Origin of the sequence: Polaromonas sp., from assembly GCF_012927455.1 — a bacterium.
Taxonomy (GTDB): domain Bacteria; phylum Pseudomonadota; class Gammaproteobacteria; order Burkholderiales; family Burkholderiaceae_C; genus Polaromonas.
In genome coordinates this window covers 73,998-96,080 of sequence record NZ_JABBPE010000022.1, presented here as the reverse complement: position 1 = coordinate 96,080, position 22,083 = coordinate 73,998, and the positions used below count along the sequence as shown (strand labels likewise).

At 60.9% G+C, this 22,083-nt stretch carries 28 protein-coding genes; 19 read left to right on the top strand and 9 right to left on the bottom strand.

What is annotated here, in order from left to right; all coding sequences use genetic code 11:
• From HHJ18_RS20910 to HHJ18_RS20880, 7 genes are all read left to right on the top strand, one after another.
• Window positions 1-102, top strand: a 102-nt coding sequence (locus HHJ18_RS20910; protein WP_296918492.1) for a ribosomal protein S19 family protein, incomplete at its 5' end; no start/stop codon positions are given.
• Window positions 103-111: 9 nt separating this feature from the next.
• Window positions 112-441 carry a 50S ribosomal protein L22 gene (gene rplV, locus HHJ18_RS20905; protein WP_296918481.1) on the top strand — a complete coding sequence of 110 codons (330 nt, stop codon included), beginning with the start codon at window positions 112-114 and terminating at the stop codon, window positions 439-441.
• Window positions 442-453: 12 nt separating this feature from the next.
• On the top strand, window positions 454-1,374 hold the full coding sequence (rpsC, locus tag HHJ18_RS20900) for a 30S ribosomal protein S3 (protein ID WP_296918479.1): 921 nt from the start codon (window positions 454-456) through the stop codon (window positions 1,372-1,374).
• 25 nt (window positions 1,375-1,399) lie between these two features.
• On the top strand, window positions 1,400-1,816 hold the full coding sequence (rplP, locus tag HHJ18_RS20895; protein WP_011481235.1) for a 50S ribosomal protein L16: 417 nt from the start codon (window positions 1,400-1,402) through the stop codon (window positions 1,814-1,816).
• A gap of 16 nt (window positions 1,817-1,832) precedes the next feature.
• Entirely contained in the window at window positions 1,833-2,039 is a 207-nt protein-coding gene (gene rpmC, locus HHJ18_RS20890) for a 50S ribosomal protein L29 (RefSeq protein ID WP_296918477.1), read from the top strand.
• Complete coding sequence (rpsQ, locus tag HHJ18_RS20885; protein WP_296918475.1) at window positions 2,036-2,305, top strand: 30S ribosomal protein S17; 270 nt, start codon at window positions 2,036-2,038, stop codon at window positions 2,303-2,305. Before rpmC ends, rpsQ begins: the two co-directional genes overlap by 4 nt.
• Window positions 2,306-2,512: 207 nt before the next feature.
• Window positions 2,513-3,019 (top strand): peroxiredoxin, encoded by a 507-nt coding sequence (locus HHJ18_RS20880; RefSeq protein WP_296918474.1) that lies wholly within the window; start codon window positions 2,513-2,515, stop codon window positions 3,017-3,019.
• 135 nt (window positions 3,020-3,154) lie between these two features.
• On the opposite strand, the gene HHJ18_RS20875 is transcribed toward HHJ18_RS20880, so the two are convergent.
• Entirely contained in the window at window positions 3,155-3,595 is a 441-nt protein-coding gene (locus HHJ18_RS20875; RefSeq protein ID WP_296918490.1) for a GNAT family N-acetyltransferase, read from the bottom strand.
• Window positions 3,596-3,724: 129 nt separating this feature from the next.
• Window positions 3,725-4,411, bottom strand: a complete 687-nt coding sequence (locus tag HHJ18_RS20870; protein ID WP_296918472.1) for a cytochrome b/b6 domain-containing protein — start codon at window positions 4,409-4,411, stop codon at window positions 3,725-3,727.
• 182 nt (window positions 4,412-4,593) lie between these two features.
• On the opposite strand from HHJ18_RS20870, the gene HHJ18_RS20865 reads away from it, so the two are divergent.
• The gene (locus tag HHJ18_RS20865; protein WP_296918471.1) at window positions 4,594-5,049 is read left to right on the top strand and encodes a cytochrome c; all 456 of its coding nucleotides are present in this window, start codon (window positions 4,594-4,596) and stop codon (window positions 5,047-5,049) included.
• Window positions 5,050-5,339: 290 nt separating this feature from the next.
• On the opposite strand, the gene HHJ18_RS20860 is transcribed toward HHJ18_RS20865, so the two are convergent.
• Window positions 5,340-5,855, bottom strand: a complete 516-nt coding sequence (locus tag HHJ18_RS20860) for a TlpA disulfide reductase family protein (protein ID WP_296918469.1) — start codon at window positions 5,853-5,855, stop codon at window positions 5,340-5,342.
• A gap of 16 nt (window positions 5,856-5,871) precedes the next feature.
• Here HHJ18_RS20860 and HHJ18_RS20855 point away from each other — a divergent pair, with 16 nt between their 5' ends.
• A complete protein-coding gene (locus tag HHJ18_RS20855; protein WP_296918467.1) occupies window positions 5,872-6,576 on the top strand; it encodes a DUF4197 domain-containing protein in 705 nt (234 codons plus the stop codon).
• Between the two features lie 97 nt (window positions 6,577-6,673).
• On the opposite strand, the gene HHJ18_RS20850 is transcribed toward HHJ18_RS20855, so the two are convergent.
• Complete coding sequence (locus tag HHJ18_RS20850) at window positions 6,674-7,600, bottom strand: phosphatase PAP2 family protein (RefSeq protein WP_296918465.1); 927 nt, start codon at window positions 7,598-7,600, stop codon at window positions 6,674-6,676.
• 233 nt (window positions 7,601-7,833) lie between these two features.
• Between HHJ18_RS20850 and HHJ18_RS20845 the strand changes: the two genes are divergently transcribed.
• A complete protein-coding gene (locus HHJ18_RS20845; protein ID WP_296918463.1) occupies window positions 7,834-8,289 on the top strand; it encodes a cytochrome c in 456 nt (151 codons plus the stop codon).
• Window positions 8,290-8,441: 152 nt separating this feature from the next.
• On the opposite strand, the gene HHJ18_RS20840 is transcribed toward HHJ18_RS20845, so the two are convergent.
• Complete coding sequence (locus HHJ18_RS20840) at window positions 8,442-9,617, bottom strand: hypothetical protein (protein ID WP_296918461.1); 1,176 nt, start codon at window positions 9,615-9,617, stop codon at window positions 8,442-8,444.
• Between the two features lie 886 nt (window positions 9,618-10,503).
• Between HHJ18_RS20840 and HHJ18_RS20835 the strand changes: the two genes are divergently transcribed.
• Complete coding sequence (locus HHJ18_RS20835; RefSeq protein ID WP_296918459.1) at window positions 10,504-11,106, top strand: OmpW family outer membrane protein; 603 nt, start codon at window positions 10,504-10,506, stop codon at window positions 11,104-11,106.
• Window positions 11,107-11,665: 559 nt separating this feature from the next.
• On the opposite strand, the gene HHJ18_RS20830 is transcribed toward HHJ18_RS20835, so the two are convergent.
• The 3 genes from HHJ18_RS20830 to HHJ18_RS20820 all read right to left on the bottom strand — a co-directional run bounded on the left by HHJ18_RS20830 (window position 11,666) and on the right by HHJ18_RS20820 (window position 14,374).
• Window positions 11,666-12,397, bottom strand: a complete 732-nt coding sequence (locus tag HHJ18_RS20830; protein WP_296918457.1) for an alpha/beta hydrolase — start codon at window positions 12,395-12,397, stop codon at window positions 11,666-11,668.
• Window positions 12,398-12,431: 34 nt separating this feature from the next.
• Entirely contained in the window at window positions 12,432-13,058 is a 627-nt protein-coding gene (locus HHJ18_RS20825; protein ID WP_296918455.1) for a glutathione S-transferase family protein, read from the bottom strand.
• Window positions 13,059-13,126: 68 nt separating this feature from the next.
• Entirely contained in the window at window positions 13,127-14,374 is a 1,248-nt protein-coding gene (locus tag HHJ18_RS20820) for a CaiB/BaiF CoA-transferase family protein (RefSeq protein ID WP_296918453.1), read from the bottom strand.
• Window positions 14,375-14,530: 156 nt separating this feature from the next.
• On the opposite strand from HHJ18_RS20820, the gene HHJ18_RS20815 reads away from it, so the two are divergent.
• The 6 genes from HHJ18_RS20815 (at window position 14,531) to ptsP (ending at window position 19,753) form a co-directional block, all read left to right on the top strand.
• Window positions 14,531-14,911 carry a hypothetical protein gene (locus tag HHJ18_RS20815; protein WP_296918451.1) on the top strand — a complete coding sequence of 127 codons (381 nt, stop codon included), beginning with the start codon at window positions 14,531-14,533 and terminating at the stop codon, window positions 14,909-14,911.
• Window positions 14,912-15,028: 117 nt separating this feature from the next.
• Window positions 15,029-15,562, top strand: coding sequence for a hypothetical protein (locus tag HHJ18_RS20810; protein ID WP_296918449.1), 534 nt, complete (start codon window positions 15,029-15,031; stop codon window positions 15,560-15,562).
• A gap of 32 nt (window positions 15,563-15,594) precedes the next feature.
• Entirely contained in the window at window positions 15,595-17,028 is a 1,434-nt protein-coding gene (locus HHJ18_RS20805) for an MFS transporter (RefSeq protein WP_296918447.1), read from the top strand.
• A gap of 6 nt (window positions 17,029-17,034) precedes the next feature.
• Window positions 17,035-17,478: a PTS fructose transporter subunit IIA gene (locus HHJ18_RS20800; protein WP_296918445.1), complete on the top strand. Its 444-nt coding sequence runs from the start codon at window positions 17,035-17,037 to the stop codon at window positions 17,476-17,478.
• On the top strand, window positions 17,447-17,716 hold the full coding sequence (locus HHJ18_RS20795; protein WP_296918442.1) for an HPr family phosphocarrier protein: 270 nt from the start codon (window positions 17,447-17,449) through the stop codon (window positions 17,714-17,716). Before HHJ18_RS20800 ends, HHJ18_RS20795 begins: the two co-directional genes overlap by 32 nt.
• 261 nt (window positions 17,717-17,977) lie before the next feature.
• The gene (gene ptsP, locus HHJ18_RS20790) at window positions 17,978-19,753 is read left to right on the top strand and encodes a phosphoenolpyruvate--protein phosphotransferase (RefSeq protein ID WP_296918440.1); all 1,776 of its coding nucleotides are present in this window, start codon (window positions 17,978-17,980) and stop codon (window positions 19,751-19,753) included.
• A 210-nt stretch (window positions 19,754-19,963) separates the two neighbouring features.
• Here ptsP and HHJ18_RS20785 read toward each other — a convergent pair whose 3' ends face one another.
• A complete protein-coding gene (locus tag HHJ18_RS20785; RefSeq protein WP_296918438.1) occupies window positions 19,964-20,104 on the bottom strand; it encodes a hypothetical protein in 141 nt (46 codons plus the stop codon).
• A gap of 374 nt (window positions 20,105-20,478) precedes the next feature.
• Here HHJ18_RS20785 and HHJ18_RS20780 point away from each other — a divergent pair, with 374 nt between their 5' ends.
• A complete protein-coding gene (locus HHJ18_RS20780) occupies window positions 20,479-21,687 on the top strand; it encodes an HDOD domain-containing protein (RefSeq protein WP_296918436.1) in 1,209 nt (402 codons plus the stop codon).
• Between the two features lie 193 nt (window positions 21,688-21,880).
• The gene (locus tag HHJ18_RS20775; protein WP_296918434.1) at window positions 21,881-22,075 is read left to right on the top strand and encodes a hypothetical protein; all 195 of its coding nucleotides are present in this window, start codon (window positions 21,881-21,883) and stop codon (window positions 22,073-22,075) included.
• The last annotated feature ends 8 nt before the right edge of the window (window positions 22,076-22,083 follow it).

Sequence of the window (22,083 nt, the reverse complement as noted above, 5' to 3'; positions counted from 1 at the left end):
GTCTACATCACCGATCAAATGGTTGGCCACAAGCTGGGCGAGTTCGCACTCACCCGGACTTTCAAAGGTCATCCGGCTGACAAAAAAGTTGTGAGAAAGTAAGGAAAGACCATGGAAACACGTGCAACCCTCCGGGGCGTTCGTCTGTCGGTCGACAAGGGCCGGCTGGTCGCTGACCTGATCCGCGGCAAGAAAGTGGAGCAAGCGCTCAACATCTTGAATTTCACGCAGAAAAAAGCTGCTGGAATCATCAAGAAAGTGGTGGAGTCCGCCATTGCCAATGCTGAACACAATGATGGTGCCGATATCGACGAGTTGAAGGTGAAAACCATCTACGTCGAACAAGGTGCCACGCTCAAGCGTTTCTCGGCGCGCGCCAAAGGCCGCGGTAACAGCATCAGCAAGCCCACGTGCCATGTGTACGTGGTGGTTGGCAACTAAGGACCGCAGGATATGGGACAAAAAATCAACCCAACCGGGTTTCGCCTGTCAATCAGCCGCAACTGGTCGAGCCGCTGGTACGCCAGCAACCGTGATTTCGCCGGCATGCTGGCCGAAGACATCAAGGTTCGCGAGTACCTCAAGGCCAAGCTGAAGAATGCCGCAGTGTCGCGCGTTCTGATCGAGCGCCCCGCCAAAAATGCCCGCATCACGATTTTCTCGGCGCGTCCGGGCGTCGTGATCGGCAAAAAGGGCGAGGATATCGAGAAGCTCAAGAAAGAACTGAGCCGCCAGCTGGGCGTGCCGGTAGCCGTGAACATTGAAGAAGTTCGCAAGCCTGAAATTGATGCCAAGCTGATCGCCGACAGCATCACCCAACAGCTTGAAAAGCGCATCATGTTCCGCCGTGCCATGAAGCGCGCCATGCAAAACGCCATGCGTCTGGGTGCCCTGGGTATCAAGATCATGTCGTCTGGTCGTCTCAATGGCATCGAAATCGCTCGCTGCGAGTGGTACCGCGAAGGTCGCGTGCCACTTCACACCTTGCGCGCCGACATCGACTACGGCACGTCTGAAGCCAAGACCACCTACGGTGTGATCGGCGTCAAGGTCTGGGTCTACAAAGGTGACACGTTGGGTCGCAGTGATGCCCCAGGTGCCAAGATGATGGAAACGTCGGCTGACGAAGAGCGCAAACCGCGCGGCCCGCGTCGTGACGCGCGCCCTGGTGAGCGTACCGACCGTCCGGCTCCGCGTGGTGCCGCCCGACCAGCGCGCAGCGCTGCCGGTGTGAACACCGCCCCGGCCGATGGCAGCGACAAACCCACCGAAGCATCTGGTGTTGCACCAGCTGACGAGGCCCCGAAAACCACCGTTAAGCGCGTCCGCAAAGCCGCGCCAGCTGCAGCAGCTGACGGTGCCAAGACCGAGTAATCGGTCGGAATAACGGAGAAAAACCATGCTGCAACCCGCTCGCAGAAAATACCGCAAAGAGCAAAAAGGCCGCAACACCGGCGTCGCAACCCGGGGTAACTCGGTTGCGTTCGGTGACTTCGGCCTGAAGTGCACCGACCGAGGTCGCCTGACTGCTCGTCAAATTGAAGCCGCACGTCGTGCGATTTCCCGCCACGTCAAACGTGGCGGCCGTATCTGGATCCGTGTCTTCCCGGACAAGCCGATTTCCCAAAAGCCTGCTGAAGTGCGCATGGGTAACGGTAAAGGCAACCCAGAGTACTACGTGGCTGAAATCCAGCCCGGCAAGATTGTTTTTGAAATCGTCGGCGTGCCTGAAGAACTGGCCCGTGAAGCGTTCCGCCTGGCCTCTGCCAAGCTGCCGCTGCGCACTACGTTCGTCAGCCGCATGATCGGCCAGTAATCAGGGGAATGAAGGAATGAACACTACTGAACTGCGCCAAAAAGACGTTGCCGGCCTGCAAACCGAAGTCAAAGAGCTGCAAAAAGCCCACTTTGGCCTGCGTATGCAAAAAGCCACGCAGCAACTGACCAACCTCTCCACGCTGCGCTCGACGCGTCGTGCCATTGCTCGCGCCAAAACCATTTTGGCCGAAACTATTCTCAAGCAAGAAGCCAAAAAATGACGGAAGCTAAAACATCCCTCAAGCGCACCTTGATTGGCAAGGTGGTCAGCGACAAGCGCGCCAAGACCGTCACGGTACTGGTCGAACGCCGCGTCAAGCACGCGTTGTACGGCAAGATCGTGTCCCTGTCCAGCAAGTACCACGCCCATGACGAAAAGGGCGAGTACAAGACCGGTGACATGATTGAGATTACCGAAAGCCGTCCGATCTCCAAAACCAAAAACTGGGTTGTGACCCGTTTGGTGCAAAAAGCCGCGCTGGTCTAAGGACTTTTATCGCTGGCGGTTTTTGACCACCAGGCTTGCTAAAACGGCTCACCTCTGGTGAGCCGTTTTTGTTTTCGCATCCGCTCTCGATGACGACTGGGCGGGCCCGACTGGCGTAGCTGAAAGACCGTTGAGCGCCCCCGGTTTTCTGCGTGAGACAAAATGAAATCTATCAATTGTCTTTCATAAATACTAACAGGAGCAGCCATGATCAAAGTAGGCGACACCCTTCCCGCAGCCACGCTGATGGAATATTCAGACGTTGAAGGCAAGGCCTGCAGCATTGGCCCCAACGCATTCGACGTTGGCAAGGCTAGCGCCGGCAAGACCATCGCCCTGTTTGCCCTGCCTGGCGCCTTTACGCCGACCTGCTCGGCGAAGCATGTGCCGGGCTATCTTGAAAACTTCGCGGCCCTGCAGGCCGCCGGTGTCGATGAGATCTGGTGCGTCAGCGTGAACGATGCATTTGTCATGGGCGCCTGGGCGCGCGAGCAAAAGAGCGCCGGCAAGGTGCGCATGCTGGCAGACGGCAGCGCGGACTTCACCAAAGCGACCGGCCTGACGCTGGACCTCACAAGCAGGGGCATGGGCCTGCGCAGTAACCGCTACTCGATGCTGGTGAAAGACGGCAAAGTGCTGAGCCTCAATGTGGAAGCCCCGGGCAAGTTCGAGGTCAGCGATGCCGCCACGCTGCTGGAACAGGCCAAGGCTTGAGTTTAAATTTTTCCCTCGAGAAAGGCCACCTCGCGTTGCGTCGGTGGCTTTTTTATGGGCTCATAGGAGCTTCATGTTTGCTATGAAGTTAATAGCTGCTTACGTCCGATATATAAGGGCTAGAGGCTTTTTTGCCTACAAATCCACCTTCAAATAGTGGGCTCCGGCAATCGGGTTGTGGTAGTAGGGCGGGATCGCCAGAAAGCCAAGATCGACGTACAGCGCGCGCGCCGACTCCATGTCGTCCAGGGTGTCGAGCAATACGCAGTGGTAGCCCGCGATGCGAGCGGCGTCCAGCACGGCTTCGGCCAGCTGCCGGCCCAGGCTTAGTCGGCGAAAGGGCTTGCGCACGAACAGCCGTTTCATCTCGCCGGCATTGGAATAGCCGACCGCGACCAAGCCGCGCAATGCGCAGCAGCCAGCTATTTCTCCATCGACCAGCGCCAGCAACAACGCGCCAGTCGGATCGCCGTAGTCGCCGGGCAGGCCAGCCAGCTCGGCGTCAAAATTCTGAAAGCACAAATCAACGCCGAGTTGCTGCGCATGCTCGGCAAAGATCAGCCGTGTGGCAGCCAGCCTCTCGGGGGTGTCCGGCGTGATGAACTAGATGAAAGGGTGATGCACGGAGTCGTGGGCAAAGAACGAAAGCCAGCTTAAGGCATTTGCCGGCGCATGCAGGCGCGCCGTGGCTGGCCGCTGCCCGGCTTAGAAAGCCGGCACGTCGAGGCTGGCCACCCAATAGGCCAAGCCAGCGCATGCCGCCAGAATCAGTAGCGCCGCCGCGCGTGATACGGCGTCATCGCGCGACGGCGGCGCTGCCAGCACCAAGTCCTTGTCGCCGTGCAGCATGGCGCCCACCAGATGGTGCTTGCGACGCAGGTAATAAATGATGGCTCCGATATGCAGCAGCACCAGCGCCAGCAGCACCCATTTGCCGATGTTGGCGTGGTACTGGGTGGCCAGGCTCACCGTGCTATTGCTGACAAAGCGTGTCAGCGGTCCCGCCGTGGCGATTTCGTCATCGCTGAACAGGCCGCTGCCGACCTGCGCCAGCAAAAACAGCAGCATGGCAAAGACTGAACCGGCGCCTGTCGGGCTGTGGCCTACACCGTGCTCGGGTTTGCCCCGGCCCTTCAGGTAGTTGAGCAAACTTTGCGGCGAATAGGCAAAGGCACCGAAGCGCGACCAGCGCCCACCCACCAGCCCCCAGATGATGCGAAACAGCAGCAGCGCCAGCACCGCGTAGCCGACACGAAAGTGCCAGGCCAGGGCGTTGCCGCCCACCAGGCCCGTGATGGCCTGCAAGATCACGGCAAGCGCCAGCGCCCAGTGAAAGACCCGGGTCGGCAGGTCCCAGACTCTTACTTTCGTCAAGCCCGGCTTGAGGTGCATAGTGATTCTTCCTTCTTGTTGGATCTTCTTGGCTAGTCGTAAGGCGGGCACCATTGTGATCGACCTCATCCAATGCCGTCCCGCCAGCCGACGCGGGAACTGCGGCGGCGTGACTCAAGTCACAGACGATGGGCGCGGTAATGCATCCAATACAACCATCAACCACTTTTCCCGGGAAAAAAATGAAAACTCTTGCTTGTATGGCTGCCGCCGCCACACTTCTCGCCTTGGCCTCACCGGCCTCGGCACAGTTTGCCAAGCCGGAAGACGCGATCAAATACCGTCAGAGCGCGATGTTTGTCATGGGGACGCACTTTGGCCGCATCGGTGCCATGGCCAACGGCAAGGCGCCGTATGACGCCAAGGTGGCCGAAACCAGCGCCGCAGTCGTTGCCGACATGTCCAAGCTGCCCTGGGCGGGCTTTGTTGCAGGCACCGAGACCGGCGGCAACACCAAGGCCAAGCCCGAAATCTGGACCGAACAGGCCAAGTTCAAGGAAAACAACGAGAAGCTGATGGCGCAAACCCCGAAGCTGGCCGCCGCTGCCAAGACCGGCGATCTGGCGGCCCTTAAAATCGCCTTCAGCGCCACGGCCGAAGCCTGCAAGGCCTGCCACGACGACTTCCGCAACAAGTAGATAAAGCCCCAACGGTCGCTCACTGCGTGTAACTTCCTGCCCCCCCGAGGGTGCCGCTGCGCCTGCGGCCCGGCTAAGCCGGATCCGCGGCCCTTGCTTGAAAAAGACGAGCCTTTTGCGCGGGAGTGATGAGAAAAGACCTGCCCTCTGCGCGTTCGGTTTTTTGTTCACCACTTACTGCTGCGAGACCTCGTATTTTCAAGTTGGGGCCGCGGGACTGGCTCTGCCAGACCGCAGGAGCTGCGCCCCCTCGGGGGCAGCGCAGTACGCGAAGCGACAAGCGTGGGGGCCTACGACTCTTCCAGCAGCTTCTCGATCAACTGGTGCAGCGCCGCAAAATCGGGCTCGCCGACATACTGCTTGACGATCTGGCCGCGCTTGTTGACCAGAAAGGTTGTCGGTGTCAGTTGCACGTCGCCCCAGGCCTTGGCCAGCGCCCCGGTGTTGTCAATCGCCACTTTGAAGGGCAGCTGGCGCGTTTGCGCGTAATTGACGACGTAGCTGGGCGGGTCATAACGCATGGCCACGGCCAGCGTGTCGTAGCCGCGCGCCTGGTACTTGTTGTAGGTCGAAACCATCTTGGGCATTTCCGCCACGCAGGTCACGCAGCTGGTGGCCCAGAAGTTGATCAGGGTGACCTTACCCTGCAGATCGGCGCTGGTTTTTTTGCTGCCATCAAGCAGCACAAAGGTCGATTCCGGCGCACTTTGGGCGCCGCTACAGCCCGCCAGACCCACCAGCGCGCCAAGCAACAGCGCGCCCGCCAGGGCCATGCGGCATACTGCCAAGGGCGAAAGTTTTTTCATCGTGAAGGACCTCATCATGCAACGTCGAAATTTTAACCAGGCCGGCGCCGGCGCTCTGGCTGCCCTGTTGCTGGCCACGTACCAGCAGGCTTATGCCTTGTCGCTGGGCGATTTAAGCAACCAGGACGCCAGCCGCGGCCTGAAAACCGCGCTGGAAAAAGGCGCACTGGCGGCCGTGGCCTTGCTGGGCAAGCCTGATGGATTCCTGGGCAACCCGAAAGTTCGCATTCCGCTGCCCGGTTATCTCGAAGATGCCTCCAAGCTGCTGAAAAACTTTGGCCAGGGCAAGCGCATCGACGAGCTGGTGACGGCCATCAACCGCGCCGCCGAAGCCGCCGTGCCCATGGGAAAGGACTTGCTGGTCGGCGCGGTGCGCGCCATGAATGTCAACGACGCCAAAAACATCCTGCAAGGCGGTGAAACCTCTGTCACCAGTTTTTTTGCCGAGAAAACCCGTGCTCCTCTGGGTCTGAAGTTTTTGCCGGTGGTGACCCAGGCCACTGAGAAAGTCGGTCTGGCCAATAAATACAACGAATTTGCCGGCAAGGCGGCCGGCTTTGGCCTGGTCAGGAAGGAAGACGCGAACATTCAGCAATACGTCACCGGCAGGTCGCTTGACGGCCTGTACCTGATCATTGGCGAGGAAGAAAGGAAAATCCGTCAGGACCCGGTGGGCAGCGGCAGCGCGATCTTGCAAAAGGTGTTTGGCTCGATGAAATAGCGCGAGAGGTTGAAATAACAGGTTAAATAGGCCGCTAGCTCATGCAGGACGGGCGCTAACAGCTATTAAAAATATAGCAGTTGACGCCCTTGGGGTCTCATGGCGACGCACCACTACGCCGGCTGCGCGCATGCTCCCAATAGGTGTGCAGCCCGGTCAGGCACAGCGCCAGCCAGGCCACGCCTTCGGCAAAGGCGGCCAACACATCGCTGAGGTAGTGCACGCCAAGGTACATGCGGGTCAGCGCCACCAGCAGCACCATGAAAAGCGCCGTCAGCACAATCAACAGGCGCCAGCGCCAGGCGGCGATCCTGGAGACCAGCAGCGCCGCCAGCACGCCGTAAAACAGCGTGGCGCCCGCCACGTGGCCGCTCGGAAAGCTGTAGGTCGTCAGCAGCAGCAGCGGGTCTTCAAAGCTGGGGCGGGCGCGCTGAAAGGCATATTTCATCAACACATTGAGCCCCATGCCCAGCGGCACGCTCAGCCCGACGGCAATCAACCAGTACCAGTTACGCCAGAAGGCCAGCAGCAGCGCCAGCAACAACACGGCGGCAATCACCGAGCTGGGGTCGTGCAGATGCGTCACCACCAGCATGGCGCGCGTGACCGGCGCCGTGGCGTGCGCGTGAAACCACTGCGCCACCTGTAAATCGACCAGCGTCAGCGCATCGCCTGTCATCACGTCTTCGGCGATGCCGCCGAACAGCCAGCCGGCACTCAGCAGCGCCAATGCGCCCAGCGTCAGTTGCAGGCCCAGATAACCGCCGGGGGCCAGCCTGGCCTGGATAAAGGCCAGTTGCGGTGCCAGCCGCAGGCGCAGCGAGCGCACAGCTGGCCGCTGAAGAAAGAGGGTCCCGCCTTGCCGCAGCACGGCTTCATGGCGCAGCACCCAGCGCCCTAGCCATAGCGCCAGCAGCGCCACGGCCAGCAGACCACCCAGCAGCAGGCCCAGAAAGATAAACAGATAGCTCCACGGGCCGAAACGCTCGATAAGCGGAGTAAGTTGGGTCAAGTCAAGCTGCACGGGAAGATTCCTGATTGAAAGGTAGGCCGGTGCGGAGGTCGTCGCAAAATCACAGTATGGGCTATGCGCGTTGCCGGCCGCCGGCTGCGCACCGACAAAAGCGGTCAGGGCCCGATCAGCGCGCTGGCTGGGTCGCCAGCGTAAACGACCGGCCCCGGCTACACTCCACCCGACTGGCAGCGGGCCCAAAGTGCTGCCACTTAACCAGCTCCAACAAATCCCACGGAAAATTCATGAAAACTTTTGCCTGTATTGCCGCCGCTGTCACCCTGCTGGCCTTCGCCGCACCCGCCTCCGCCCAGTTTGCCAAACCAGAAGACGCCATCAAGTACCGCCAGAGCGCGCTGTCCGTCATGGGCACGCACTTTGGCCGTGTTGGCGCCATGGCCAATGGCAAGGTGCCTTACGACGCCAAGGTGGCTGCTGAAAACGTGGCTATTGTGGTGGAGATGGCCAAACTGCCTTGGGTGGGTTTTGCGCCGGGTACCGAGACCGGCGGCAACACCAAGGCCAAGCCTGAAATCTGGACCGAGCAGGCCAAATTCAAGGAAAAAAACGAAAGCATGGTGGCTGAAACCATCAAGTTGGCCGTCGCTGCCAAGACCGGCGATCTGGCTACCCTGAAAACCGCTTTTACCGCCACCGCCGACACCTGCAAGTCCTGCCACGACGCTTTCCGCAATAAGTAATTTCGATAGGCGAGGCCTTGGCATGCTATTGAATTAATAGCTGTTTGCGCCCGTCCTGCATGGACAAAAGGCCAGTTCCGAATGGAATTGGCCTTTTTTTATGGATGTGAGTCGGTGGCGCTTGACCGCGCCCCATCGGGCTGCGGCCCGCGCTACATGGCGCGCGCCAGCTCCAGCGTCAGCAAAGAAGTCAGCTGCGCGCGCAGCGCGTCGCGGCTGACGCGTGTCATGCTGTCGCTCATCCAGCTGGACACCTCGAAGGTGTTGGCGTCATCGGTGATTTCCAGAAAGCCCAGATTAGGATCCTTGCCCTTGACCTCGCGCAGCAGGACGTCAAAAGAATCATCGTGCAGCCGCTCGTCAATGATGACCAGGTGCGGCATGTCCAGCCTGACGCAGCGCAGTGCCTGCTCTACCGACGCCACCGTGTCCACCTTGAGGCCTAGCAGGCCGGCCGCCTTGTCCACCTCGCCACGCACCAGCGGGTCATGGCTGATCAGCAAAATGCGCAAGCCGGCCAGCGGCTTGCTGAGACTGTGAAAGGAGGAGTCTCCCGCTTCACCGGCCGCGTTAATCTCCATGGCGGTCAGGCCTTCCAGTTGCCGCACCGTACGGGCAAACTCCAGCAGCAGCGTGGCTTCGCCGCTGGCGCTGATTTCGCGCTCCAGCGAAACCCCCATGGTCTGCGCAAGGTGCGTCAGCAGGTGCCAATTGAGCGAGTCTGGCCGGGCCAGCGCCAGCGTGGCGCCCGGCAGCGGCGTGGCCTTGATGACCAGCATGCCGTGCTCGGGCCAGTTTTTCATATCGAGCAGCACCACCAGCTGCGACCCCTGCTCGCAAGCCCAATCCAGTGACGCGTCAATCAGGCTCCAGAGCAGGCTCGCATCGACAATCACTGCGACCTGCTTGATGTTGCGGTACAGCGTGATGTGGCGGCGCTGAAACATTGGCGCGCGCTCATCCAGCGCCTGATTCACGATGCCGTCCAGGCTGAGCTTCTCGTGCGACTGGCGCAGCCGCCCGCCGGCCAGCCGTGCGACCTGCTGGCTTTGCATGGCGATGTGGCGTGCCTGGTCGATGGCGTCGCGCAGCTTTTGCAGCTCCAGCGGCGCTAACGCTTGGCGGCGGCTGATCTCTTCCAGCATCTGGTCCATCACGGCCAGAGGTTCAGACAGCTGCTCGCCAATGGCGCTGGCCAGTTGAATGTCTTCCGTAATTGCGCCGGCGGGAGGGGCGACTTCAACGCCAGCATCAGCGCCAATGTCAGCCGCTTTCACGGCGGGCAGCGGCAACGCGTCGGTACGGGAGAATCCATTGACGGAATGCATCTGGTCCCTTAAAAATGTAAGCAATTTACAAGTTGGTACGCGCCGCGCTTGCCCTGAAGAAAATCCGTTCTTGCTTCGCAAGCCTTTCCAGACTGCCGGTAGCCACCGGTGCGGCAACCGGTAAGTCCCGAGCGCAAGCGCCTAAATACTGCTCGCCAGCGACGCGGGGGATGGCATCGATGAACACTACAAATCGCTATTTATTGTCAATAAACGTAACAGATTCTACAGGGGTAGCAGGATTTTTTACAGACCTGGGCAAAGAAAATACGCAGTTTCGTATAGGACATCAGCCCACGGTGGCCCAGGCCTCCTGTTGGCTCAGCAAGTGAGCTCATTCGGTCGACTTGGTGGGCGTGTCGGTCGGCAAGCGCGTGCGGCCGCCAAATGGCCGGCCAAATTGGCATTTCGCTTATATGTAACCGGTGTAAGCTGCTATCAAACAAAGTGCAAAAGGAGGCCGCAACCAAGCCGCAAGAGCAGGCTCAGCCGTCCGGGTAAATGCGCGTTGGCAAACTGTAAAAGGCAGCGCCAAACCGGTTTGATACGCTGCACACTCCTGTCCGCCCAACCCCTACTCGCCTGACCCAACCACCAAACCAGTGGCGGTGCCGATCCACTAAAACGTTGACGTTTGCCTTGAACAACTCCCATGGCAACTGCTGGCGACCTTGAGTAGGCATTGGAGGCGTTGTGATGCACCGACGAGTTGTTGCAAAAAAGTAACAATTGCTGAGCTATTTCGCTGCATTGGTTGATCTGCGTCAAGCGTTTTGCGCGCATCAGCACCGGCGGATGAAAGCTTGAGACAGATCAAGTTTTCGCCTGCATCAGGCGAGCCCAATAAGAAATGGGAATGTTCCCGGCTCTTAATTAGCTGCTCAAAATGAAAAAACAAATCATTGCCGCCGTAGTACTTTGCACCCTCGCCTCGGGTGCGGTTTTTGCCCAACAGGCCAACGAAGGCCCCTGGATGGTTCGCGTCCGCGCCGTGCACCTGGACAGCGCCAACGGAGGCAGCACAGTGCCAAACCTGGACCTCTCGATCAACAACAAGTGGATGCCCGAAGTAGACGTCAGCTATTTCTTCAACAAAAACATGGCGGTTGAACTGATTCTGACCGTGCCGCAAAAACAGACCCTGAGTTCTTCCCTGGTCGGTGAAGTCGGTACGCTTAAGCACCTGCCGCCTACCTTGCTGGCCCAGTACCACTTCAATGGCAACGGCTTCAAGCCCTATGTCGGCGCGGGTATCAACTACACACGATTTTCGAGCGTCAATTTAGGCGCCGGAGCCAGTATTGACAAAAGCAGCTGGGGTCCTGCTCTACAGGTCGGCGTGGACATTCCACTGACCGGCAACATGTACCTCAACTTCGACGTGAAAAAGGTCTACATCAGCACGGACGTGGCGCTTAACGGAAACAAGATTGGTAATTTGAAGATTGACCCTCTGCTGGTGGGTGTCGGCCTGGGCTGGCGGTTTTAAACTCGGGATTTCCTGAACACAAAGCCCTGGCGCGCGCTGCGTGCCAGGGCTTTTTTCATGCTGCGACGCCTGTCTTCCGGCCGGAACCGCGGATCGAAATAATTGGTCAAATCAGCCTCTAGCCCATATCCCATAGGTGCAACTAGCTATTGAAATGAAAGCGAAAAGGTGCGCTGACTTAAGGGCAGGCTGGCACGCCGGCCTCGTGGGGGTACAGCCCGGCTTCGATAAAGCGCAGCGTGCTCTGCCGTGTATTTCGCCAGCGACCCGTTGTCTTTGCCCGGGACTGTTCACGAGCCAAGGCGAGCAGCGCTCACCGACCAGGTAAAGAAAAGCGCTGCAGCGTGACAAACTCGCCCGCCACGCGGACCCGCCTGGTTGTGGCCGAAGTTGGGAAAGCCCTGCTTCAGGGTGCCGAAAACGAAAACGACTTGATTCTTGCGTGTTTCGAGTTGCTATTATTTTGATAGCTGCTTGCGCCCGTACTTAATGGGCTAGAGCACTATTTGGCTGTCAAATCGGGCTTGCAGCCGGGTTGCGGGCGGGGCCCCCGGGCGAATCAGCCGGCGCAGTCCAGCAGAATCCGCGCCAATGCCGCAGGCTCGCTGATCATCGGGTCGTGCCCGGTCTTCAATTCAACGAACGCCGAATGCGGCAACCAGGCACCGTCCCAGAATGCCGGGTCCTGTACGCGCAGCCGGCTGGGCTCTATGGTGGCCAGCGCCGGCTGCGTGCAGCTGACAAAGGTGCGCGGCAGGGCGGCGACGCGCTGCACGTCAAAGGCCAGCGGCGCCTGGTAGGTGTTGCCGGGGTGCGGGGTCTGGCGGCGTTTCACCCAGGCGTGGTCTGCGCCCTGCAGGCCAAACACGGCCGGGTCAGGCGGCGCAAAGCTAAAGCTGGGTGAGGCCTGCGCCGCCGCCATGCGCTGCTGCTGCGTGGCGCCGGCCTGCGTGCTGCTCCAGCTTTCGCCGGGTTTGGGCACCACCGCATCGACATAGACCAGGTGTTTCAACCGCTGACCCAGACGATCAGCAACTGCCGTACCGACCATGCCGGCGTAAGAATGCACCGCCAACACCACCTCGCTCAGTTCTTCCGCCTCGATCAGGTGGATGACGTCGTTGATGTGCGTGTCAAGGTTGATGACGGGCGACAGCAGGTGTGCGCGCTCGCCCAGGCCGGTGAGGGTGACGGCGTGCACGCGATGCCCCTCTTTCTGAAGCAGGGCGCTGACGCGCTGCCAGCACCAGGCGCCGTGCCAGGCACCGTGCACCAATACAAAGTTTGCCATCTGGTTTCCTCGGTGTTTCCCTGGGGATTTCAGCTCAAGCCTGGTTGCGCTGCAAATAGGCTTCGTTGATGCGGTCGGCCTGCTGGGCCGCCGGACGGGCGCGCAGGCGCTCGGCATAAGCCGTGAAGACCGGTCGCGGCTCGATGCTGCCAAACAGCAGTCCGCAGCCCAGGCTGGAACCCACATACACGTCGGCGGCGGTGAATTGCTCGCCGCAGATATAGGGGCCGGGCGTCAGGGCCGTCTCCAGCGCAGCCAGGGTTTCGCCGAAGCTGCCGAAACCCGCCATGACGCCCTTGCCCTCGGGCACCTGCCAGCCCAGCGCCTTGGCGGTCACGGCGGCTTCGAGCGGACCAGCCGCGAAAAAAAGCCAGCGGTAGTAAGGCGCGCGGCTGGCATGGCCGGGCGGGGGAATGAGGTTTTTCTCGGGAAAACAGTCGGCCAGGTAGGCGCAGATGGCGGCGGCTTCCGTCACCACCGCAGCGCCATGCCTGAACGCCGGCACCTTGCCCATGGGATTCACCGCCAGGTAGTCGTCCGCTTTCATGGGCGCGCCATAGTCCAGCCATACCGTCTCATACGGCAGGCCGATCTCTTCGAGCATCCAATGGGCGATGCGGCCGCGTGATTGCGGGTTGGTATACAGCACGAGAGGATTCATGGGATGACTCCTGATTTCTGTTAGCTGGTTAGGGCGCTGGCCGGGGCTGAAGCGCTACGCTAAATCTCTTAAATGACCGCGTCGCGTTTGAGCGCAATTAATTGTGCATCAGCGTAGTTCAGCACGCTACGCAGCACTTCTTCGGTGTGCTGGCCCAGCAGCGGCGGCGGCAGTCCGCCCTGGCTGGGCGTGCGCACCGGTGTGGCGCTGAGCTTGATCGGGCTGGAAACTAGTCGCAGATCGTTTTTGACCGGGTGCTGCCAGTGCGTGACCATGCCGCGCGCTGCTATCTGCGGGTCGGCGAACACCTCGGCCAGGCTGTTGATGGCGCCGCACGGCACCTTGGCCGCTTCCAGCGCGGCCAGCCAGTCGGCCTTGCTGCGGGTTTTCATGACAGCTTCCAGGATGGGCACGAGCTGGCCGCGGTTGCGGACGCGGTCGCGGTTTTTTGCAAACAGCGGGTTCGCGCCGAGCTCGGGAATGTTGGCGACCTTGCAGAACTTGAGGTATTGCGAGTCGTTGCCAACGGCCAGAATCAGGTGGTCCTTGCGGCCGTCGGCGGCGGCCGCAACCTCAAACACCTGGTAGGGCACGATGTTCTGGTGCGCGTTTCCGGCGCGGCCCGGCGCGTTGCCGCTGACCAGGTAGTTGGCGCCCAGGTTGGCCAGCATGGCGACTTGCGTGTCGAGCAGCGCCATGTCGACCTGCTGGCCCTCGCCGGTTTTCTCGGCGTGGCGCAGCGCGGCAAGTATCGCGACGGTGGCATACATGCCGGTCATCAAATCAGCGACCGCCACGCCGACTTTTTGCGGGCCGCCGCCCAGATCATCACGCTCGCCGGTCACGCTCATCAAGCCGCCCATGCCCTGAATCGCGTAGTCGTAGCCGGCGCGCTCGGCATACGGGCCGTTCTGGCCAAAGCCGGTGACCGAGCAATACACCAGGCGCGGATTGAGCGCCTTGAGCGAGGCGTAGTCCAGCCCGTAGCGCGCCATGTCGCCAACCTTGAAGTTCTCCACAAACACATCGCAATGGGCTACCAGCTCGCGTATCAGCGCCTGGCCGGCGGGCTGGGCAATGTCGCAGGTGACGGAGCGCTTGTTGCGGTTGGTGCCGAGGTAGTAGGCGGCTTCCTGCGTCTCTGCGCCCGCATCGTCTTTTAAAAACGGCGGGCCCCAGGTACGCGTGTCGTCGCCGCTGCCGGGGCGTTCAATCTTGATAACGTCGGCGCCCAGGTCGGCCAGCGTTTGGGTACACCACGGGCCCGCGAGGACGCGCGACAAATCGAGAATGCGGATACCGTCTAAAGAGTTCATGCGGGTATTTTGCCTTCAGGCGGGGGCACCCCCGCTGCGCCAGGGGAGGCCGATCGAGGCGCGGGATAATAGGGGACTCCAAGCAGGCTTAAACCTCATCGCGACAGCCCGGCTATTACGCTGCGCCGTCGCCTCAACCACAGACAGGAACCCCCCATGAGAATCATTGCTGCCTTGCTCGCATTGAGCGCCGTGTTTGCATCCGCTGCATCTATCGCCGCTGCCCCGGCTGGCCACCCGTCCACCGGCGACGCCGCCGCCATGCTGAAACTGCCCAAGCAGACGGCCGATGCCGACCTGCCGAAAAAAGGCAAGGTTCTCAGCACCATCGATGCCAATCAGTACACCTACATTGAAGTGGTGGAAGACAAGAAAACCATCTGGCTGGCCGCTCCGACCGTCGCGCTCAAAAAAAATAATGTGATCCGCTATGACGATGGCTCCGAGATGACCAACTTTCACAGCAAGCAGCTGAACCGCACCTTCCCCAGCGTTATTTTCGTCAACAGCGTGGTGCTGAGCAAAGAGAAGGAATAAGGCCTCGGTGCGTCCACTTCGGCGGGCGACCTGGCCCGAAGGCTGCAGGCGATTGCCTGTAAAGTGCACGGCATGCGCACTGTCTGCCCGGTTATCAAACCCCCGACGTCACAACAAATGTTTGGGCTGCTGGGTCTGATCGGACTGCTAGCGCCGGGCCTGCTGACGCTGGCGGCCTGCAGTCCCGCCTTCAACTGGCGCGAAGTGCGCCCCGAGAACAGCCGGCTCAGCCTGCTGCTGCCCTGCAAACCCGACAAGGCGCAAAAAATCGTGCCGCTGGGCGGCGCGCCGACCACCTTGTTCATGCTCGGTTGCGATGCGGGCGGCGCCACCTTCGCCGTGGCGCTGGCCGACCTGGGCGATGCCGCCAAGGCCGCGCGGGTGCTGGCGCAGTGGCAAAGCCTGACGCTGGCCAACATGAAAGCCGCGCCGGCCAGCCGTGAGGTGCTTCCCCTCAAGCTGGCGGGCGCCACGCCGCAAGCGCCGCCCACGCTGGTCAAGGCGCTGGGGCAGCGCGCCGACGGCAGCGCCGTAAGCGGGCAAGCGGCCTACTTTGCCCAGGGTTCACAGGTGTTTCAGGTGGTGATGTACGCCACTGCGATTTCTCCGGAAGTGGCCGAGACTTTCTTTTCCAGCCTCAAACTGGAATGAGCTGGCAATAGACCAGCATGCCGACCGATGCCATGACACTTGCAGACAACGCCGTGCAGCAGAACGAGTGGTCACAGGCTGGCCGGCTGGACAGCAAAATTGGCGCACTGCTTTTTTTGGCCTTTGCCGCCGCCTACTTTTGCTCGGCTCTGGTGCGCGCCATCACCGCCACGCTGTCGCCGGTGTTGACGCAGGATTTTGCGCTGCAGGCGCGCGACCTGGGCTTGCTGGCGGGCGGCTATTTTCTGGGCTTTGCCGCGATGCAGTTGCCGCTGGGCGGCTGGCTGGACCGCTTTGGTCCGAAACGCGTGATCCTGTATTTTTTGAGCATGGCCGTGCTGGGCTGCCTGGCGTTCTCGGTGGCCAGCAGTTTTGCCTGGTTGCTGGCGGCGCGTGTGCTGGTGGGCATGGGCGTGAGCGCCTGTCTGATGGCGCCGCTGACGGGCTTTCGGCGCTGGTTTGAAGCGCCCATGGTGCTGCGCGCCAATTCCTGGATGCTGATGACCGGCTCGCTCGGCATGCTGGCTTCCACCTTGCCGGTGCAGTGGCTGATGCCGCTGACCGGCTGGCGTCCGCTGTTCTGGATCCTGGCGGCGATGATTGTGCTGGCTATGGTGGCGATTGCCTGGCTGGTACCGCACTGGAATGTCGCCCCCACGCTCGCCACTGCGCGTGCTTCGCTGCCCCCCGAGCGGGCTGTTTCACCTTGGGGCGGCCCGGCGGTGAAGCTGGCCCCCACGTTTGTCGCTTCGCGCACTGCACTGCCCCCTGAGGGGGCTGGCCTTGCTGGGGGCGGCCCGGCGCTGCGGCCGCTGGTTCCCACGCCTGTCGTTTCGGTTTCAGTGCCGCCGCACGAGGCCAGCTACGCCCCGATCTGGCGCAGCCGCTATTTCCGCAAGATGACGCCTCTGGCTTTTTTTAATTATGGCGGCCTGGTCGCGCTGCAGACGCTGTGGGCGGGTCCGTGGCTGGTCAAGGTGGCCGACTACAGCGCGCTGCAGGCGGCTACCGGTCTGTTCTACATCAATGCCGCCATGCTGGTCACTTTCTGGGGCTGGGGCATGCTCAACCCCTGGCTGGCGCAACGCGGCTGGAGCGCTAACCGGCTGATCGCCTGGGGCGTGCCGCTCAGTCTGGCCATCCTGGCGCTAAATATTTTGGCCGGCGCGGCGACCGGCTGGCTTGGCTGGGCGCTGTTTTGCATGGCCTCCAGCGTCATGGGCCTAGCCCAGCCGGCCGTCGGCATGGCGTTTCCGGCTGCGCTGGCAGGGCGCGCCCTGTCGGGTTACAACCTGATGATTTTTTCCGGCATTTTTGTCGTGCAGTGGGGCATTGGTCTGCTGATCGACGCTTTCAGCGCCACGGGACTGTCAGAGATCGCCAGCTTTCAGCTCGCCATGGCGGTGTTTTTGTGTTGCTGCATTGCCTCCTATGGTTATTTCCTCAGCGTGAACGCCGATAATTAGGCCTTCATGAACGGCATCTTCATCATCGCCCACGCCCCGCTGGCCAGCGCCTTGCGCCAGTGCGTGCTGCATGTGTTTCCCGACAACGGGGCGGGCGTACTGGCGCTGGACGTGCTGCCCGACATGCCGCCCGAGGAAACGCTGGCGCAGGCGCGCATCATGCTGGCGCAGGCCGGCAACGCGCACACGCTGGTGCTGGCCGATATTTTTGGCGCCACACCCTGCAACGTGGCGCAGCAACTGGTCGATGGCGTGGACGCCAAGCTCATCGCCGGCGTCAATTTGCCAATGCTGCTGCGCACGGTCTGTTACCGGCACGAGTCCTTCGATTCACTGGTCGCGCGCGCGCTGGTGGGCGGGGCGCAAGGCGTGATGCAGGTGGCGATCACCGCACCGCAAAATCAGGTATGCAAAACGAATGATCAAGACCCGCACGACCATCAGCAATAAACTCGGCCTGCACGCCCGGGCCTCCGCCAAGCTCACCAAACTCGCCGGCAGCTTTGCCAGCGAGGTCTGGATGAGCAAGGGCGAGCGCCGCGTCAATGCAAAAAGCATCATGGGCGTGATGATGCTGGCGGCCGGCCAGGGCAGCGCTGTCGAGCTTGAAACCGATGGGCCCGACGAGCAGGCCGCCATGACGGCCTTGCTGGCGCTGCTGGCCGACAAGTTTGGGGAGGGGGAGTAGGTGGCCCCCACGCTCGTCGCTTCGCGTACTGCGCTGCCCCCCGAGGGGGCTGAACTTCGCTTGGGGCGGCCCGGCGCTTCGTTCGCGGCCCCCACGCCTGTTGCTTCGTGTACTGCGCTGCCCCCCCGGGGGGCTGGCCCTTGCTTGGGGCGGCCCGGCGCGGCGGCCGTTGGCGCTCCCACTCGACGCTTTGTCCATAACTTCCACGCTCCTCGCTTCGCTACTTCACTGCCCTCGCTCACCCATGGTCTGGAACACTGAATGACTTTTTCGGTTCACGGTCTGGCGGTGTCGCGCGGTATTGCCATTGGCCGCGCCGTGCTGGTGGCGTCCAGCCTTGGCGATGTGACGCATTACTTTGTTGATGCTTCCCAAACAGAGCAAGAGATTGCGCGCGCCCGGGTCTCGCGCAATGCCGTGGTGGACGAGATCACGCGTTTGCAGCACGACCTGCCCAAGGATGCGCCGCAAGAAATTTCGGCCCTGCTGGACGTGCACCTGATGCTGCTGCAGGATGAGCAGCTGATCAATGGGGTGAAGCACTGGATTGCCGAGCGGCACTACAACGCCGAGTGGGCGCTGACCACGCAGTACGAGCTGATCGCGCGCCAGTTCGACGAGATGGAAGACGAGTACCTGCGCGAACGCAAGGCCGATCTGGAGCAGGTGGTGGAGCGCATCTTGCGCCACATGAAAGGCGCGGCCTCGCCGATGCAGCCGGCCGGGCAGGGTGGCGTGCGCGCCGGCGGCAGCCGCAAACAGTCGCAGCAGGATCTGCTGCTGGACGACACCATGGATGTGCCGCTGGTGCTGGTGGCGCACGATGTGGCACCGGCCGACATGCTGCAGTTCAAGCAAAGCCTGTTTGCCGGCTTTGTCACCGACGTGGGCGGCAAGACTTCGCACACGGCCATCGTGGCGCGCAGCATGGACATTCCGGCGGTGGTCGGTGCGCGCAGTGCCAGCCAGTTGATCCAGCAGGATGATTGGGTCATCATTGACGGCGATGCCGGTGTGCTGATCGTCGACCCCTCACCCATCATCTTGGCTGAATACGGTTTTCAGCAGCGCCAGGGCGAACTCGAACGCGAGCGGCTGAACCGCCTCAAGCACACGCCTGCCATAACGATGGATGGCCAACGCATAGAACTGCTGGCCAATATTGAGCTGCCCGATGACACGCTGGGCGCCGTCAAGGTCGGCGCAGTGGGGGTAGGGCTGTTTCGCAGTGAATTCCTGTTCATGGGCCGCAACGGCAAGCTGCCCGACGAGAACGAGCAGTACCTGGCTTACCGCAAGGCCATTGAAGGCATGCAGGGCCTGCCGGTCACCATTCGCACCGTGGACATCGGTTCGGACAAACCCCTGGACAAACCCGCTGGCCGGGCGCAAGACGTCCATTTGAACCCGGCCATGGGCTTGCGCGCGATCCGCTGGAGCCTGGCAGACCCGCCCATGTTTTTGACCCAACTGCGCGCCATTTTGCGGGCGGCCGCTTACGGCCAGGTCAATTTGCTGGTGCCCATGCTGGCCCATGCCAGCGAAATCCGCCAGACCCTGTCTTTGCTCGACCACGCCCGCGCGCAACTCGACAACCGCGGCACGCCTTACGGCCCGGTACGTCTCGGCGCCATGATAGAAATCCCCGCGGCCGCGCTCACGCTCAGGCTGTTCCTGAAGTATTTTGACTTTCTGTCGATAGGCACCAACGACCTGATCCAGTACACGCTGGCAATAGACCGGGCTGACGAGTCGGTCGCACATCTGTACGACCCCTGTCACCCGGCCGTGCTGGGCCTGATTGCCGACACCATCACCGAATGCCAGCGGCAAGGCAAAGGCGTCACCGTGTGTGGCGAAATGGCCGGCGACATCAGGTTGACGCGCCTGTTGCTGGGTCTGGGGCTGCGCAGTTTTTCCATGCATCCTTCACAGATCCTGGCGGTCAAACAGCAGGTATTGCGCGCTGACACCGGCAAGCTCAAGCTGTGGGCGCGGGAAGTACTGGAAAGCGAAGAGCCGGGCGCATTGCTTTAGGCTTGCGGACCGGTATGATTTGCTATAAAAAGAATAGCTGCTTACGCCCGTAAAATATGGGCTAGAGGCCTAATATTCCAATATTTTCGGGTCAGGCAGCGTGCTGTGGCGCCGCACGTTTCTTACCGGCCAAGAGCGGCGAGCCGTGAAGCCCATCAACCCGACCGCGGATGGCCTAATTGCACGCCAGCGCCCAGTTGCCACTATCCGCTAATTGGTTCCACCACTGTAAAGCGGACTCTGCGACAAGTTCGTCGAATCACCAGAAGAACTGGTGGTTTCGCCCATGGAGGAACAGCCCGAAGCAGTCAGAATCAGGGCAGTGAAAGCAACGTATGCAAGCTTGATCATGAAATTCTCCTTTTGATTCCAGGGTTGAAAGAATGCGAAATTCGCCGGGAATCATGACGGCGACTTCAACATTACGGTACCAAGTAAGAGGAAAAAAGTATGGGAAAAGATGCCCAAGCTGATCAGAAATAGTGCCCGAGCGCGCTTTTTTTTGCAACTGCGAGTGAGGCGCGTATCCCTACCTGGTTGGTGCATTGCAAAAAGCTACCGTGGTGACAACTTTGTGTTGAAGGCAACGTCAGATCCGCGAGGAGGATAATTCAGACGATCGAATGAGCCACTTGGCTCATTCTCTATTCGAATTTTCCCGGCCCGCCGCTGGCGCTTTTGATCTATGGCGCAACAACCCTGTTCTCCCAACCTGGCGTTAAAGTTTGACAAGCGAAAACAGTTATCTCTGCAGGGCACCCCTGCTTGACTCCCAGCAACGCCTTATCGGCTATACGCTGGCGTTCCAGAAGAGCGAAGCAGACAGCGACATCGCAGATGAGGCGGCTTTACGTCAGTTGATATCACTGCTGGCGGGGCGGGCTGGCGAAACCAGGTCAGGCCTGTTTTTTTTAAAGGCAAGCCCCGTCGCTCTGTTTGCCAAGGAGCTGGCCGGCCTCTCAGCGCACGCCACGGTGCTGATCCTCAAGCAGAACGATTTGCTGCATGCGGACGGCTTGGCGTTGGCTGCGTCATTGCGCGAGCGCGGCTTTGGCTTGGCGCTGAGTGATGTCGACCTCGACTTCCTGGGCAGCAAAAAAAACGAGTCACTGCTCTACCACGTCAATTACGTCGTGGTGGCTTTTGAGCATCCGCAGCGGGCTGCAATCAGCTATTTCGCCAGGCAAAGGCAGCCGGCCCTTGGGGTGGTGGTCGACAATGTTTCGGGGTGGGAAGAATTCGATGCCTGCGTTAGCGCAGGTGTTTCCGGCGTTTTTGCAAATCTCTGCCTGGCGCCACGCGAGATCAAGCAGACGGTCAAGCTCGGTCCGCAAGCGCTGCAGATTCTGCAGCTGATGCATATGGTGCAGGGAAATGCCGACATCCGCCACCTGGAAAAAGTCCTGAAAAGCGACGTCACCCTTTCCTACAAGCTGCTGCGTTACATCAACTCGGCAGGTTTTGGCCTGGAGGTTGAAATCGAGTCGCCGCGCCACGCCGTGGCAATGCTCGGTTATGCACCGATGTTTCGCTGGCTCCTGATGTTGCTGGCAAGAACCCACACCACGGGCTTTTCGCCTGCGCTGATGCAGGCGGCCATGATTCGCGGCCGGTTTGCCGAATTGCTCGGCCAGGGTTTTCTGACCAGGCGGGAGGCGGAAAATCTGTTTGTGGTCGGCATGTTTTCCTTTCTTGATCGCTTGCTTGGAAGCCCCATCAAGGAAGTACTGGATCAGTTGGTATTGCCGGAGGCAGTCGCGCAGGCGCTGCTTGAGCGCAAGGGCGTGTACGCCCCGGTTTTGGCGCTCGCGGAAGCCTGCGAGGGCGATGACCGGTGTGCGGCCGATTTTGCGCAGGCCCTGTCTTTGAAGGCAGAGCATGTAAACCAGGCGCATCTGTCGGCGTTGGCGTGGGCGCAGAACATCAAAATCTAGCCGGATCGGCGGTGGGCCCCGGCCGCAGGGGAATCAGATCAGTATGCCGAGGGGCCGAAAAGTCACACCTTGTAACCAGCTTCACGCGTCGCGCTTCTGGCAGACACCCGTCAGTCATGCGTAGAGCCTTAAATGGTCTTCAGTTGGCAACTTCGCCTGCCCTAGAACGATTCAATGTTCAAAGGAGAAATCCATGAAAAAACTCGCCGTACTGGTGCTGATGCTGACCAGTTTGAGCGCACTGTCAGGCTGCGTGGCGTATCCCGTTCCGTATGACAGCGGTCGGCCCGATCATTACCCCGGCGCAGCCCGTGGCCATGGCGACAGGGATGGCGATGGGGTACGCAACCGCGATGACCGCCGCCCGAACAATCCCAACCGCTATTGACCAATGCG